This window comes from Actinomycetota bacterium, from assembly GCA_041658565.1.
Taxonomy (GTDB): Bacteria; Actinomycetota; AC-67; order AC-67; family AC-67; genus JBAZZY01.
In genome coordinates this window covers 1-13,907 of record JBAZZY010000015.1, presented here as the reverse complement: position 1 = coordinate 13,907, position 13,907 = coordinate 1, and the positions used below count along the sequence as shown (strand labels likewise).

Annotated in this window: 14 protein-coding genes, 1 tRNA gene and 1 other RNA gene; 3 read left to right on the top strand and 13 right to left on the bottom strand. The window is 65.4% G+C overall.

What is annotated here, in order from left to right:
• Positions 1 to 16 precede the first annotated feature (16 nt).
• On the bottom strand, positions 17 to 1,885 hold the full coding sequence (locus WDA27_08980) for a DUF2207 domain-containing protein (protein MFA5891066.1): 1,869 nt from the start codon (positions 1,883 to 1,885) through the stop codon (positions 17 to 19).
• A 110-nt stretch (positions 1,886 to 1,995) separates the two neighbouring features.
• Here WDA27_08980 and WDA27_08975 point away from each other — a divergent pair, with 110 nt between their 5' ends.
• Both WDA27_08975 and WDA27_08970 read left to right on the top strand, forming a co-directional pair.
• Positions 1,996 to 2,625: a MarR family transcriptional regulator gene (locus WDA27_08975; protein ID MFA5891065.1), complete on the top strand. Its 630-nt coding sequence runs from the start codon at positions 1,996 to 1,998 to the stop codon at positions 2,623 to 2,625.
• Complete coding sequence (locus WDA27_08970) at positions 2,618 to 3,037, top strand: hypothetical protein (GenBank protein MFA5891064.1); 420 nt, start codon at positions 2,618 to 2,620, stop codon at positions 3,035 to 3,037. The genes WDA27_08975 and WDA27_08970 overlap by 8 nt, the downstream gene beginning before the upstream one ends.
• Before the next feature lie 8 nt (positions 3,038 to 3,045).
• On the opposite strand, the gene WDA27_08965 is transcribed toward WDA27_08970, so the two are convergent.
• Both WDA27_08965 and WDA27_08960 read right to left on the bottom strand, forming a co-directional pair.
• Positions 3,046 to 3,669: a DUF402 domain-containing protein gene (locus WDA27_08965; protein MFA5891063.1), complete on the bottom strand. Its 624-nt coding sequence runs from the start codon at positions 3,667 to 3,669 to the stop codon at positions 3,046 to 3,048.
• 18 nt (positions 3,670 to 3,687) lie between these two features.
• A complete protein-coding gene (locus WDA27_08960) occupies positions 3,688 to 4,779 on the bottom strand; it encodes a hypothetical protein (GenBank protein MFA5891062.1) in 1,092 nt (363 codons plus the stop codon).
• A gap of 162 nt (positions 4,780 to 4,941) precedes the next feature.
• On the opposite strand from WDA27_08960, the gene WDA27_08955 reads away from it, so the two are divergent.
• A complete protein-coding gene (locus WDA27_08955; protein ID MFA5891061.1) occupies positions 4,942 to 5,346 on the top strand; it encodes a hypothetical protein in 405 nt (134 codons plus the stop codon).
• 12 nt (positions 5,347 to 5,358) lie between these two features.
• Here the strand turns inward: WDA27_08955 and recR are convergent, their stop codons facing one another.
• The 10 genes from recR to WDA27_08905 form a co-directional block, all read right to left on the bottom strand.
• The gene (recR, locus tag WDA27_08950; GenBank protein ID MFA5891060.1) at positions 5,359 to 5,952 is read right to left on the bottom strand and encodes a recombination mediator RecR; all 594 of its coding nucleotides are present in this window, start codon (positions 5,950 to 5,952) and stop codon (positions 5,359 to 5,361) included.
• Positions 5,953 to 5,954: 2 nt separating this feature from the next.
• Positions 5,955 to 7,652, bottom strand: a complete 1,698-nt coding sequence (gene dnaX, locus WDA27_08945; GenBank protein ID MFA5891059.1) for a DNA polymerase III subunit gamma/tau — start codon at positions 7,650 to 7,652, stop codon at positions 5,955 to 5,957.
• Between the two features lie 51 nt (positions 7,653 to 7,703).
• Positions 7,704 to 7,967: signal recognition particle sRNA large type (ffs, locus tag WDA27_08940), an RNA gene on the bottom strand.
• Between the two features lie 47 nt (positions 7,968 to 8,014).
• Complete coding sequence (locus WDA27_08935) at positions 8,015 to 9,283, bottom strand: NlpC/P60 family protein (GenBank protein ID MFA5891058.1); 1,269 nt, start codon at positions 9,281 to 9,283, stop codon at positions 8,015 to 8,017.
• A 463-nt stretch (positions 9,284 to 9,746) separates the two neighbouring features.
• Positions 9,747 to 10,451 (bottom strand): DUF3800 domain-containing protein, encoded by a 705-nt coding sequence (locus WDA27_08930; protein ID MFA5891057.1) that lies wholly within the window; start codon positions 10,449 to 10,451, stop codon positions 9,747 to 9,749.
• Between the two features lie 72 nt (positions 10,452 to 10,523).
• Positions 10,524 to 10,958: a restriction endonuclease gene (locus WDA27_08925; protein ID MFA5891056.1), complete on the bottom strand. Its 435-nt coding sequence runs from the start codon at positions 10,956 to 10,958 to the stop codon at positions 10,524 to 10,526.
• Between the two features lie 264 nt (positions 10,959 to 11,222).
• Positions 11,223 to 11,314: transfer RNA gene (locus WDA27_08920), tRNA-Ser, on the bottom strand.
• Positions 11,315 to 11,370: 56 nt separating this feature from the next.
• Positions 11,371 to 12,180, bottom strand: a complete 810-nt coding sequence (locus WDA27_08915) for a hypothetical protein (protein ID MFA5891055.1) — start codon at positions 12,178 to 12,180, stop codon at positions 11,371 to 11,373.
• Positions 12,177 to 13,088 carry a hypothetical protein gene (locus tag WDA27_08910; protein MFA5891054.1) on the bottom strand — a complete coding sequence of 304 codons (912 nt, stop codon included), beginning with the start codon at positions 13,086 to 13,088 and terminating at the stop codon, positions 12,177 to 12,179. The genes WDA27_08915 and WDA27_08910 overlap by 4 nt, the downstream gene beginning before the upstream one ends.
• Positions 13,089 to 13,103: 15 nt before the next feature.
• The gene (locus WDA27_08905; protein ID MFA5891053.1) at positions 13,104 to 13,565 is read right to left on the bottom strand and encodes a hypothetical protein; all 462 of its coding nucleotides are present in this window, start codon (positions 13,563 to 13,565) and stop codon (positions 13,104 to 13,106) included.
• Positions 13,566 to 13,907 lie beyond the last annotated feature (342 nt).

The window sequence follows — 13,907 nt, the reverse complement described above, 5'->3', positions numbered from 1 at the left end:
GGTCTTGCGGAGGGCTTCAGCTCGCCCCGCCGCCGCCGCCGCCTCCTCCGCCGCCGCCGCCACCGGAGAACCCGCCGCCGCCGCCGCTCCCACTGGAGGGCGCCGTCGCAAAGGCCGCCTGCGCGGAGGCCGTGAAAGAAGTGGTGAACGAACTCATCGATGTCGTGAAGCTGCGGGCGCCACCGTCGGATGACCACACATACCAGGGGAAGCCGCCCCCCTGCACCGCCTCCGGCGCATGCACCTGCAATGCGCGCGCCACCTCACCCGCCGCTCCAAGGGCAACCGCGTAGACGAGGTACTTCTCCCACATGACGACCGCGGTCGGGCGTGACTCGCGCAACCTGGAGAAGTCCTTGAGGAACCGCTCGAACGCCTTCCAGCCTTCATGCTGCGCCGCGCCGGTCGGCGTGCGTCGACGCAGAAGCGGCGTCATGGCAAGTTGCGCGGCCAGGACGATGAAGGCGAAGACGGGGCCGGGCGCGCGCGCGAGTACGTCTCCCTCGGTTCCGGCGACCTGCGCCAGGAGGCCGGCCATCGCAATCAGCCCGGCGGTAACCGCTGCGGCGACGCTGAGGCCGATCACCTTGCCGCGCGACTCGATCAGCTTGCGACGCGCGGCTTCCTTCTTTACCGCGGTCGCGAACGCGGCGAGCGTTGCGCGCATCTCCGACGGGTTCCGCTTCGCCCAGTCCTTGAGTTCGGCGTCGGTAATCCCGTCCGCACCCGAACCCGCGTCTCGCAGCAAGCCGAGCACCTGCTTCTCATGTGGGACCAAACGGTCATCCGGCGACTTCGCGAAAGCGAGCCGGTACTCGTACTTCGGCCGCTTGAACAGCAGGCCTCGCTCGTGGCGGACTTCGCCGATGCGTAAGTAGCCTCGTCGGGCAAGGTCGAGCACCGTTGCGACCATGTCGAGCGGCTCGACCTTCCCCCAGCGCATGAGATACCCCACGACCGCAGGAGGATCCTCGGTCGGCGGCTCCCGCAAGTACTGACCGACGCGCGGGATCTGCGGCTCCTTTCCGTAACGGAAGAACAACCACAGGAAGAACGCCAGCGAAACGAGTGCGGCGAGCGGGGCGAGGATGTTCCAGACTCGGGCCAGCAGGCGCGCGCGGTTCGCATCTGCTGCGAAGCCCTCCTCTTCGGCCAGGACGTCACGAAGGCGCGCGCCGGACGCGCGTGGCGCCTCGGGTACCAACGACGTCGGAAACGTCATGCGGGCCTCAAGAAACGTGCTCGCCGGCAAGTACCCGGTCGTCCACACTCCGCCGCGCACTAGGGCGCCGGACGGCAACTTCTGCACCGAGCCCTCAAGCGGTCCGTGTCCCCACACTCGGACGTCGGTCGCCGCAGCGTCGTCCGGCAGCAGGACCTCGATGCGCACGTCGGCCGTCGCGGCGTCCCAGCCGTCCCCAATGAACTTCCAATACAGCTCGGCCACGTCGTCGTATCTGCGCACGGCGCCGGATACGCGGTAGACAGCGGTAAACGCACGTTGCTCGTCGGCAGCGTCGTAGAACCACCGGATCTCGTCGGGATCTCCGTGCGTAAACAGCCACGTTTCGGAAACCTCACTGCCGACGGAGTCCACGCGGCGGTAAGGGCGGAACCCGGCGCCCGGCTCGCCCTCCCCCACTTCAACCGGCGTTACCACCCAGTCGCCGCGCGCGATCTGGATGAACGCTCGGTGGAACGTGCCGTCGAAGTCGAAGACGCGACTTTCGCTCACCGTGAAGGACCCGTCACGCTCGATCTGCACCCGCATGAACACGCGGGAGAACTCGAAGGACTTGGCGCGCGCGGCCGTCACCGGCCCGACGACGAGCGCGGCGGCAAGCACCAAGAACACGCCGCGTTTGATGGAACCCGTACGTCGCACGCCGCGATCGTACCCTTTCTCCCGCTCCGACCCCGAACGGCGACGCGTAGTACTGGTAAGCCTTCTTACCACATGGTAAGGTTTCTTGCGATCGGCGGCAAGGAGGGCCCATGCGACTTCACGCGCCTCTGAACGACCTGTTTCGCACGGGGAGTCACGTCCGAATCCTTCGGGCGCTCAACGACCTGCCCGCGGGACACGCAACCAGCGCGCGCGACCTCGCCCGGCGCGCGGGAATCTCTCACCCGACCGCATCCGCAGTCCTTGCTTCTCTCCTGGACCAAGGCTTGGTCAAGGTGCGCCGCACCCCGCGCGCGGACTTGTTCGAGTTCAACCGATCCCATGCGCTCGTGGAGCACATAACTCCCCTGTTGGACTGGGAGCAATCTGCGGATCGCGATCTCACCACGTTCCTGCGCACTCGTCTTTCGCGAACGAAGCACGGGGTTCGCGACGCCTTCATCTTTGGGAGCGCAGCCCGTGGGGACATGCAACCCTCAAGCGACATCGATCTCGCGGTTATCGCCGAGAAGGCCCGCGGAGAGGACGTGCGAGGGGTGCTCGACCAGATAGCCCCTCTCGTGCGCGCAAGGTTCGGCAACCAACTCAACGTCATCGTCGTTGAGGGTGAGCCCGATTCGCCACGCGGACGACGGCGAACTTCAGGGTCCCTTTGGGAACGCATATCTGCCGAAGGAGTCTCCATCTTCGAGCCCGAGAAGCGGCAAGCGCATGCCTAGAGGTCGAAAGATCACTGCCGTCGCCCGCAGCGAAGCGCATCTCTACTTAGGGAAGGCCGAGCAGTTCCTCGACGAGGGGCACGCAGCCGTGGCGGCAGCCAGGAACGACGCAGCGATGCTCAGTGCCGTCCACGCGGCGATCAGCGCGTCCGATGCGGCAACCGTCGCACTGTCGGGGCTCAGGTCGGCCGACTCCGATCACGTGCGCGCGGCCGACCTGCTCGAAGAAGTCGCCGCGGATTCCGAAGCGGTTCGTGTGCGCGCGCGCCAACTCCGCACGCTCCTGGCGAAGAAGAACGTCGTGGAATACGAATCCCGCCGCGCCTCGGCGAAGGAAGCCGCAGAGTCGGTCATTCGTGCATCCAAGTTGGTCGACTGGGCGCGCGAAGTCGTTGCGCGCGCGAAGGTCTGACTGCTCCCTTACGCCCTCGTCGAACGTTCCCAACCAACCGGCAGCGTCGGCATCGGCCACGAGGGATCGGGACGCCAGGACGGCCATCCGTCGTTGAACGGCGCGGCGCGATCATGCATGCGCACGAGAACCGCCTCACCCTCGGCTCGCACCGCGCGCGCCTCGCCGGCGGAAAGCAACCCATGCGAGACGAACTCCGTGAGGTCGTCCTCATCCTTCCAACGCCAGGTGGATAGGTCGGGTGCGGCGACCACGTCCAGCGCAAGGTCCATGTAGTCGAACCCGACCGACGTGCGCTCCAGCGGCTGCTGCAAGTTCACGTACCAGCCCAGCAATTCCGTCTCTGCGCTCCAGAACAAGTGCACCGCGTGCGCCGCGCCGGGCGCGGCCAAGATCAAGTTGTCGTTGCGATCCCACTCATCTTCGGCAAGGCGCCACTCTCGCACCGGAACGCGCATCGGCGAACCGTCGAGCGCGCACGGACGCCGCCATGGCGTGCCGCGCGGGAACCAGAACGCGTGCAAGTCCGAATCGTCACGCACGACGACCATCGGGCGCGCGGCCCACACCTTGCCGCGCCACACTTCCCGCATCGCGACCACGTCGCCGGGGGAGAACCGAACAGGATTCATCCCGGCGAAGGATAGTTCTCAGGCGGGCGGGTAGCTACCTGCGGGACACGTCGCGGGAGCGCCGAAGTCAACGTCAAGGCGGTTGAGCATCCAGCCTCCGAGGGGATGCTGGCCTTGGAACGTCAGCTTTCCGCCAGCTTGTGGGTTATGGCTGCCGCGCATCGGCAGGTGCCCGACCCCAAACGACTGGTCGCCGAGTTGCACTTCGATGAACACGTCGAAGAACGAGTCGGGCCCTCCGCCGCTGAGCTTTCCGAACGAACCGGTTCGCGGCGGCTCCTTGATGGAAAACGGAATCGTGCCTCCGCGTTCGTCGTGCAGGGTCCCGGTGAGCGACATTGCAACCAGTTCGGTATCGACGGTCTGCGATCCTTGCGGGGCCTTTCCGTAGATCAACTGCGCGGAACCCGGTCCATCGTTCTTGCCGGTCATCGACATCGTCGAGCCCGGCTGCGAGAGCATGAGCGATGCATTGGTCACCGCGACGCAGTCACGGGTCGTGAGCGGCAAGTGCTCGGCGTGGATCATCCAAAGCGTCGGAACGGTTGTTCCCTCCAACGCAAGCGGAACGCAGGTTCCGGGAGGCGGCAGGTAGGCGAACGCGTGCGGCGGCAGGCTGTATATCTTCGACGCCATGCGCACGGGATCGATGTTCGTGTACGTGGCGGGACCGATCTGCACATCCACGAATACGTCGAAGAAGGAGTCGGCCGGGAAGTCCTTGCCGGCATCCTGTTGGGTGACGCGGCCAAGCGTGCGCCTGTTGTCGTCCTGGCGAATTACGACCGGACCCAACGGACTCGTTCCGCTGAGTTCGAGTTCAACGATCTCTGTCTCGAAGGTCTCGTGGCCGTCGGGAGGAGTTTCCGGCGCGCCGCGTTGCACCGTCGTCGGTCCCTTCAGGGTCACCTTCTGGACCAGGGAGTTGTTCGCGTCCGGAGCAAGCGGGCAGCCCGGGACGGGAGTGAAGAACACCATCGCAGACGAGTCGAAGGAGTCACTGCCCGCTTCCGGATAAGCAAATGATGACTTTGGAACGGGCACGACGGCAAGAAGCGTCAAAACCCCCACCAGGATCTTCGAAGCACGGGCGCGCGGTTGCAGTGACATAGTCTCCCCCTCCATCGGGCGTCCCAAAGTTCTCCATAGGGATGGAGAATCCTCCTCTCCTGCGGGCCCAAGACGGGACGGGTCTTGCGACGTTGCGCGATCCGGCAGGAGACCACTGCGCAAGCGTCGAACCAGTTCCTTGGACCACTTGGAGGATTCGCCATGCGCCGCATCGTTCTCGTCACCGTCGCCCTCGCTGTGCTCGCGCCGGCCGCGAGCTTCGCCCGCCCAGCCAAGCAGGACGTTCCCGACGGCAAGGACTGCCGAGACTCCAAACAGGTGACGGTCGTCACCAACGCGGCAAGCTTCAGCTACACGGACTCAGCCGAGCAGATCCAACCGTCCACAGAGCCGGAGCGCCTGGCGGTCTGCGCCAACCAGGGCGGGACCACAATCTTCTACTTCGGCGGCGACATGCAGTCCGACACTGGGGGCAACGGGGCCGGCGGAACCTGCGGTGCGGTCATCGTTGCCGACCAGCCGGTCGTCTCAAGCGACAACGGCGAGGACTGGTCGAGCCGCGGCCCCGACGACCAGTGGGGCACCGGCGACGACCACGACTGCTGACCGGCGCGCCGATCAGAGTTCGCGGCGGCCTTCGAGCGCGCGCCCGAGCGTGACCTCGTCGGCATACTCCAAGTCCCCGCCGACGGGCAGGCCACTGGCGATCCGCGTGACGCGCACGGACAGCGGCTTGATGAGTCTGGCAAGGTAAAGCGCGGTCGCTTCCCCTTCGACGGTTGGGTTCGTGCACAAAATGACCTCGACCACTTCACCGTCGCCCAGGCGCTGCACTAACTCCCGCATGCGCAGGTCGTCGGGTCCGACCCCGTCCATCGGCGAGATGTGACCGCCGAGCACGTGGTAGCGGCCGCGAAACTCCTGCGTCCGCTCGACCGCGATGATGTCGCCCGGCTCCTCGACGACGCAAATCAGCGACGAATCGCGCTTGGGATCGCGGCAGAAGTTGCACTGCTTGCCTTCGCTGACGTTGAAGCACACGCTGCAGATCGTCACCTTCTCCTTCGCCGCGACAATCGCGCCTGCGAGCGCGCGCGCGTCCTCGGCCGGAGACTTCAGCAAGTGAAACGCCAGCCGCTGCGCGGACTTGCTCCCAATGCCGGGCAGCCGACGAAAAGCGTCGATCAGATCTTGGACGGGACCTTCGAACACCGCTACTCCTCGATGACCACGTCGCCAAACCCGGCGCGCACGATGTCGAGCGGATCACCGGCCGGTTCGGTCGAGCCGAAGTCGGGCTCATCGGGCTCCGCATCGGGAACCTTCGCAATGGCCTTGATCCGCGGATTCACTCCGAAGACACCGGCAACGGCGGCGGCAATGATGCGCGCATTGCGATCGGCTTCGAGTTCTTGGGCATGGAAGGGAAACGGCGTCTCGAGCAGCAGCACTTTCCCGTCGATCGAAACCGGCTTGGTCTCTGCGACGTAGGCATGTACCCGACGGCTCTGCTTGCGCACTTCTTCCAGCACGACCGCCCACGAACGCCGCAGCTTCTCGATATCGAGCAGACCTCCGGCCGAGGATTCCAAGTGCGGAGCAACCGGTGGCGGTTCCGGCGCTTTCACAGGTTCGGGAGCCGACTTCTTCACAGCCTTCTTGGCCGGCTGCGGTGCCTCCTCTGCGGGAGCAACCGCGGGAGTCGGTTGGGGATCCGACGCAGGTTTCGCAATAACGGGCGCATCGGCCGCGGATATCGCCGTGCCGCGCACATCCAGCAGGCGCTCCAAACGCTCAATGCGCGCGATTGCCGCAGCCGCGGAATCATCGACTTCGGGCATGGTCGCGCGCACGGCGGCGAGCTCCAGCGCCAGGCGCGGCGACACTTGCTGGCGCATCTCCGCCGAAGCATCGATGAACAATCGAAGCAGGTGCAGTAGTTTCGGCGCGGCGATCGTGTCAGCCTGCCCCGAAAGGCGCGCGCGCGTTTCCTCGGTCACGTCGATCAAGGACTCACAGTCCTCGACGTGCTTGGTCAGCAGCAGCGCGCGGAAGTGATCAACCAGTGCGCGCGCAAACACGCGCAGGTCTTGTCCGTCGTCGACCAAGCGCGCGATTGCATGCACGGCTGCCGCAGTGTCGCCTCCCGCAAGCGAGTCGATGAACTCGAATAGCGCGTCCCCGGCTGCGACCCCCAGTAGCCGCGACGCTTCGGCCACCGTGATCGATCCGCCGGAGGCAAGTTGGTCAAGCGTCGACAACGCGTCCCGGACGCCGCCCTCGGCCGCGCGCGCGATCAACTGCAGCGCGCCGGAGTCGGCGGTGAATCCCTCCGCAGCGCACACCTCCGCGAGGTGATCGGCAATCGTCGACGACGAGACGCGACGGAAGTCGAAGCGCTGGCAGCGCGACAGAATCGTCGGCAACACCTTGTGCGGCTCGGTGGTCGCGAACACGAAGATCACGTGCTCGGGTGGTTCCTCGACGGTCTTTAGGAACGCGTTCCACCCCTGGGTCGAGACCATGTGCGCCTCGTCCACGATGTAGATCTTGCGGCTGGCGATCGCCGGGGCGAGCATGGCGTTCTCACGCAGATCCCGCACATCGTCCACGCCACCGTGCGAAGCGGCGTCGATCTCGATCACGTCCAGCGATCGGCCATCGGTTATCGACACGCAGGTCTCACACACGTTGCAGGGCGTCGGTGTCGGCCCCTTCTCGCAGTTGAGCGCCTTGGCCAGGATTCGGGCGGTCGAGGTCTTGCCGGTACCACGCGAGCCCGAGAACAGAAACGCGTGAGCGACTCGGCCCTCGCGGATGCCGGCTTGCAGGGTCTCGGTGACGTGGCCCTGCCCGAGCACGTCCTCGAACGTCTGGGGCCGGTACCGGCGGTACAGGGCGATCGATGTCACCTGTGAATCCTCACTCCCGGGAAGTTCTCGTCGCCGGCAAACTTAGTGTGGCCGTGCACCCGCCCTTGTGCAGCGGCTGCACGCGCTGTTTGTGCGCATGGCTCCAGTTCGGCACTCCCACAACACCCGCCAGGCATCGCTTACGGCTGCTTCCTTCCGGACCTGACCGGGTTCACGAACTGACGCCGCGTGGGACCTAACCTTCATCGCCCGCGCTCCAAATGCTCACGTACAACCGAAGCCCGCAGGCGGGGATTCAGCCTCGCTAAAGCGGATTGCGAGTACAGGGCACCGCTGGCTCCCCGCCTAGCACGGCCACGGGGCTCAGTATAGAGAATCCGCCGCGAGGGCGAGAGCGGGGCTCAGGTCGGGACGATCCGCCGGCCCCAGACGAACGCGTCGCGCCACCATCCTTCGCCCATCCAGCCGATGCTCACTCCCCCACGACTGCCTGAGGAGTGGATGAACCAACCGTTGCCCAGATACACGCCCGCGTGCCCGACGCCCTGCCACGTGTGGTCGTTCGGGCCTTCCACGTCCCAGAACAAGATGTCGAGCGGCCGCAGGTGGGCGAGATCGATCTTGCGCGAGGTGGCATGCGCCATGTCGTAGGAGGTTCTCTGGGGCAACGACCAACCCGAGTAACCCCGACTCGAAGGCCCGGATCCCGACCTGAGGACCCACCAGACAAATCCCGAGCAATCGAATCCCTTCGAGGATGATCCGCCCCAGACGTACGGGTAGTTGGCGTATCGAAGCGCGAACTCGACCACCTGACGCCGAACGGAGTCCATCGACGTCACCTGAACCAATTCGTACGGTCGCAGCTCCCAAGGAAGGGTCTCCCCCACCAGGGTGCCCCCGCTGCGCCGAGCCTCGCGCAGCGCGTAAGCGCCGTCCGCGCGCGTGACGACGGTCCCCGGCACCAGTTCGCGACCCATCGCATTCGGGTAGTTGTAGTGAAAGCCAAGTTGCGCCGCGATCACACCGTAGGCGAGCGTCGAGGAATGGCGGAACCGATATCCGTCCGCAGTCGCGATGCCGGTGATCCCGCGGATTGCGTCGATCGGCCAGAGAGCGCGCACCAGAGTGCGGTCCATCTCGGTCTTGGTCACGAGCCCGCCGGGCCGGAAGTAGCCGCCGGGTGCGCTCATCCACCCCTGCAGGACCGCGCGGTTCGCGTAGCCGTATACCCAGTTCGTCTCGGGAACGTCGTGGAACTCGAGAGCCGGTTCGGGGGCGACCGTCGGCGTGGGAGTCGGCGAAGGCTCGGAAATCGGCGTGGGGTCAGGGGACGGGGCCGGCGACGGATCGACCGAAGGCTCCGGCGAAGGGCTTGGGTCGGGCGACGGAGACGGCGGCGGAGACGGCGGCGGGGCGGGTGGACGATAGAACGCACGCACGACCATGCGCGCGAGCAGGGCGCGCGTGAGTGCCCGGTCCGGACCAAACTCTCGTCCTCCGACCCGCATCCAGTCGTTGGACTCGGCAACGTAGCGAATCGCCGAGTCTGCCCAGTGCGACGACGAGACGTCTGAGTACTCCACCGCGGCGGCGCGCGCGGGAACGATCGCAAAGAGCCCCGCCGGGACGACAAATAGGGCGACCAGGACGCGCAACCTCTTCCCCATAAGGGAATGATCGACAGCGCACGCCAGGAGGCTTGAGCGACACGAGAGGATTTGGGTTGCGCGACCCAGATGCGCGCGGTCGAGAAATCACGCTTTCGCCACAGATGACCCGATGTCCCGAGACGCACTCCCTAATCCGGTCGCAATGTCCGGTCGCAAGGAAGAGCGGATTGGGTCGGCCGAATATCGAAGTTGGAGCGCGGGATGTGTCCGATGCCCTGCGTTCACGTGGCGGAGGTGGCGGGTCACTATTCGAACTCGCTCAGACAGCTGAGATCGTTATGGCTCAACTCCTGAAACCGACGCGAAAGGTCGACGCCCTGAGAGGGGATTCCACTCCCGAGGGCGGGATGAATGTAGACAAGCCTCGCGTTCGCTCCTGACTGCTTGACTGGGCTAGCTCCGGGAACGTACGCTCAGGGAGCGCGGGCGAGGGCCTCTGGCCTTTAGCCCGTTGCACTTTTTAGGGGCTCCCGGCGCGCCTCGGCGATCTCGAAGCCGGAGGACGCGGGTTTCTGAAGAGAGCGACGTTCAGCCTTGCGCTTCGGAAGCCACTCAGGAAGCTGGACGCTCCGAAGACCTGCCGAACATACTCGGCAAGCTCAGCCTTGGGCGTTGTGGAACTCGCCAGCCCGGCGCTCTGGCGGAACTCAAAGGCGACTGCCGCGGTGAGAAGGTCGACGATCTGTAGGCAGTCGGCCGCCCTGGAGTCGAGGCGGCAAACGCTAATGACTCCAAGTCGACGGAGACGTCGGTTAACCTGGGCCTTCACGTCGATTTCGAAGCTAACGTTGTGCGGTGTCGAGTAGTTGTCTGCGAGCACGGCGACGATCTCACCCGGGCTGATGTTTCCGATGATGAGTTGAGTCGCGAGCTTCTCATATGCCTTCCAGGGCGTACGGAATCGACTGATGGGGTCCGCTGCGTTTCGATCAGCGACGAAGCACGCGAGGGTGGCCGTTGGAGTCGCTGCAACCACATCCACGACTTGCTTGTAGAAGGGCAGGGCGGTGCGCGTTATCTTCACCCAGTGAATCTCGTTGTACCAGTGGTTCCGGTCCCGCAGCGTCTGAAGCGCTCGGAGGAGAACGCTGGGTTCGGGCACCTTCAAACATCCAACCCCGAAGAACCGGTCCCGAGCGATGGCTCCTGTCTCGTCCAAGAACATCATGGCGGTTGGCGTGGAGGCAGGCAGAGTCACGGTCCCCGTCGCGGTACTCTGCGGCACCTCGATCTCCCTCTAGTCGCCCGTCCGGGACTCAAACTCGCTCAGGCGGGACTTGTCCCAAACGATGACGCCCCGATCGTCTGCCAGTCGACCCGCGTCAGCCGTCAACCCAGCCGGCGCGGCAATCACCGCGCGGACAGACTGGCCGGGCGGAAGGACACCGAGCAACTCTCGAACGATCTCGACGCCGACCGGACGAGCATAGTCCTTGCACTGAACGAACAGGCGGTGCTCAACGCCGACTTCATCAACGCGCGACGCGATCACATCCACGCCACCATCCCGCGTTCTGGGCGTTCTCTTCACCGACCACCCGGCATCGAGAAGGATCTTCTCGCACCGATCCTCGAGTTCCAGGCCAGTCGGCCGAGGACGCGACGCTCGGCCGGGGGTCGACGGTGCTTGCAGACCGAACAAGCCGAAGATTTCATCCTGCGTCAGCTGCACGCCGAGATCGAGGGAAACGTCGTGAGCGCGAGTGCTGCTCGCATCGCGGTGCGCGCACGCGAACCCGCCAAGCGACGTCGAACAAGACCTCGTGTCATTCCGATACCCTCCTGTGCTCGAGCAGCCAGGCTCGCTCGAACGCCGACTCACCCGGTTTGTCAGGGTTTCTACTCGATCGCCGGAATCCCTGCGGGAGATACGAGGATTCCAGCCGACGCCGGGAGGGCAAGACGCGCAGGGCGTGTTCGATGCCCTGCGTTCATGTGGCGGAGGCGGAGGGATTTGAACCCTCGAGACGGTTACCCGTCAACCGGTACTCCAAACCGGCGCCATCGACCAAGCTAGGCGACGCCTCCGTCGCAGATAGTACCGGCCATGCAGGGAGGCGCGCACTCCGGCGACCAAGCCTCCGTCACGAAGGGTGACTCTTCAACAACGAAGTCTGCGTGCTCGAAAGAACCGTGCCGTCCTGCCGGCGCGCGCCCATGTGCCGGATTGACTTGACTTCGAGCCCGAGCGCCGGCGCGAACCAAATGGTCGCATCAAGATCACCAGACCCGTACGCGACCCGACGGGAGAACTTCCAGGCATCCCACGAAGCTCCGGACGCGTCCATCACCCGCTCGACGCCCAAGAACCTGACGTCCATCTGCCCCGAGCAATGGGTGTTCGCCCACGACGAGCGCACAAGAACATCCGTCAAAGGCAACTTCACCAGGACCGCGGCAGGCTCTACCGCGCAGACATCGGTCGTTCCCTCCGGGCCGGCCTCCATCGCAGTGAGCAGAACCCTTCCCCGATCCCATCGCTGTCGCTCAACGCTTCGGAAACTCCCCGTCCCCGTTCGAATCACAACCTCGGCACCGAACGATCGCGCGCGCACCTCGACGCTCTGGGTAATCGTGCCCTTTGCCGGCAAGGTTGCCGGAGATGGGCTCGTATCGGTCGAGGAGAACTCGTAGACATAGCGCCCGGGTTTCGGCGGACGTAGCCAAGATCCGGGTTCGGGAGTCGGCCCGTCTTCCCCGCGGGAGCGCGCATCCGAGCCCCCACCGATCCGGCCGGCCTGGAAACCGTTCTCGGCTTGCCTCGGCGTCCCCGGTCGGTCCCGTTCGAAGGGTCCATGCCGGATGACCACAAACCCCAACGAAACCAAGACGACTAACCCGACGACGAGCATCCGGCGCCACCGCGACCGCGCATCGCGCGCCCCCCGACTCATGCCACCGGAGCCGTGAGCAAGGTGAGTTTGATGCCCATGACCTTCTCCGCGCGCGCGACCGCGGGCCCGAGGCGGACTATCACTTCAGACCCGAGAGCGGACGGACCCCAATCGCCACCGACATTGATAGCCACCATCACACCCACGGCTCGCCCGTCATCGACAACCACGGGTGCGCCGGAATCACCTAGGAACCCGGGTCCCCACGCGAAAGCGACCTCATCCCGAAACGGAATCTGCCCGATCCACGTTCGCGCCGGTGTCCCGGCGGATACACCCAGGCCATGTCCGTACATCCGAAAGACAAGGGGGGCTGCCACCGATGCCGGCGCCGCCTTGTCTGTGTACGTGTATACCCCGGTCGGACCACCGAAGTGGCAAACGGCCGCCGAATAGGACACGCCCTGATCCAGGCGGATGAGGGCGAAGTCGCGCCCCTCGTATCCGTTCCCGCTGCGTGCGTAGGCGAACTCCCCGATCGGAAACTCCCCCCGCCTCGCGCCTGCGATCGCCGACCCGACTGGAGCGATGCCGAACTCGTCTTCTATGCCGGCGGCGAAGAGATCGGGCGTCCTGGCTCGGGGACCCGTCCCCGGCCGCCACAAGCGTTCACCCTCCTCCGCCAGGAGGCAGTGTCCTGCCGTCGCAATGTAGATATGCCGGTCGGCTCCCCGGAACAGGAAACTGAGGGTGCACTGCTCGGCGCCCGTGAGCACAAGACCCCCGGGCCGCACGCCGGGACACGGAGCATTCGCAAAGGGCAGCACTCCAAGGGCAGGTACAGGATCGTTCAGATGAGATACGCACCTAGGCGGTGTCGAGCCCGGCGCGCGCGCGGTCGCAGGCGCCCACGAAAGAGGGCAGAGCGCGAGCGCAAGGGCAAGCGCCAGGACTCGAAACCGCCACATCGAAGAGGCCCTGCCTCAGCAGGTGGGCCGGGTGCCCGCGACTGGGCAGACGTGGGGATTCGCCGACGGGACTACCTGCGGCTGACTCCCCGGCGCGACGCCAGCCCCAGGGGCAGAAGGCGGGTAGTAGGTCACGGAGATCTTCTCCGTGTCCACCACGACCGACGCCCCGCCGAGGTTGTACCAGTACGTCGCACTGTCGCTCTTCTTCAGCGTCACTACGGCGGAGTTCGAACCAAACGCGGCGCCGTAGCACATGTTCCCGTTGGGGTAGCAGAAAACTGCAGACTGGTTCGATGGAAGCGGGACAGACACCGGAATGTTGAAAGGCCCGTACAAGTTGCCGCCGCCGGATGTCGGCGGCACTCCCACACCACTGCAGGACGGAGGATTGCAGCTCTCCGTGTCCGCATTGGCGGCAGTGGCCATGATTGCCGATCCCAACACGAGCACACAGATAATCGCGAATCGTCGCATGCCTTGCTCCTTGTCGTTCGAGGGATGCTTTCGCCGAACTTGATTCGGCGCGACGTAGAGACATGCGCGTGAACGAGACACTGCTTCGATGAGGCTACGGGCGTCTTCACTCCGCGCGCACCTACGCGGGGAGGGTCTCGCCCCCCCCGCAGGGCAATTCCGGCGGCGAACACGCCGCGGCATCGACCGGCCGACCGCATCATGGTCCCCCGACCGCGCCCAAGGTTCCGGGCGCGCGAAGCAGTAACAGGATGTTGGTAGCTTTGCGTCGAAAGCCCCGAATGTCAAGATTCAAACATCGAGGGTGATCCAGCGCCGGGAAAAGAGAAACCCGCCCGGCTC

Coding starts and splice junctions, on each gene's coding strand:
- WDA27_08975 (MFA5891065.1), top strand. CDS start 1,996: ATGCGACTTCACGCGCCTCTGAACGACCTGTTTCGCACGGGGAGTCAC.
- WDA27_08970 (MFA5891064.1), top strand. CDS start 2,618: ATGCCTAGAGGTCGAAAGATCACTGCCGTCGCCCGCAGCGAAGCGCAT.
- WDA27_08965 (MFA5891063.1), bottom strand. CDS start 3,669: ATGAATCCTGTTCGGTTCTCCCCCGGCGACGTGGTCGCGATGCGGGAA.
- WDA27_08960 (MFA5891062.1), bottom strand. CDS start 4,779: ATGTCACTGCAACCGCGCGCCCGTGCTTCGAAGATCCTGGTGGGGGTT.
- WDA27_08955 (MFA5891061.1), top strand. CDS start 4,942: ATGCGCCGCATCGTTCTCGTCACCGTCGCCCTCGCTGTGCTCGCGCCG.
- WDA27_08935 (MFA5891058.1), bottom strand. CDS start 9,283: ATGGGGAAGAGGTTGCGCGTCCTGGTCGCCCTATTTGTCGTCCCGGCG.
- WDA27_08930 (MFA5891057.1), bottom strand. CDS start 10,451: ATGTTCTTGGACGAGACAGGAGCCATCGCTCGGGACCGGTTCTTCGGG.
- WDA27_08915 (MFA5891055.1), bottom strand. CDS start 12,180: ATGAGTCGGGGGGCGCGCGATGCGCGGTCGCGGTGGCGCCGGATGCTC.
- WDA27_08910 (MFA5891054.1), bottom strand. CDS start 13,088: ATGTGGCGGTTTCGAGTCCTGGCGCTTGCCCTTGCGCTCGCGCTCTGC.
- WDA27_08905 (MFA5891053.1), bottom strand. CDS start 13,565: ATGCGACGATTCGCGATTATCTGTGTGCTCGTGTTGGGATCGGCAATC.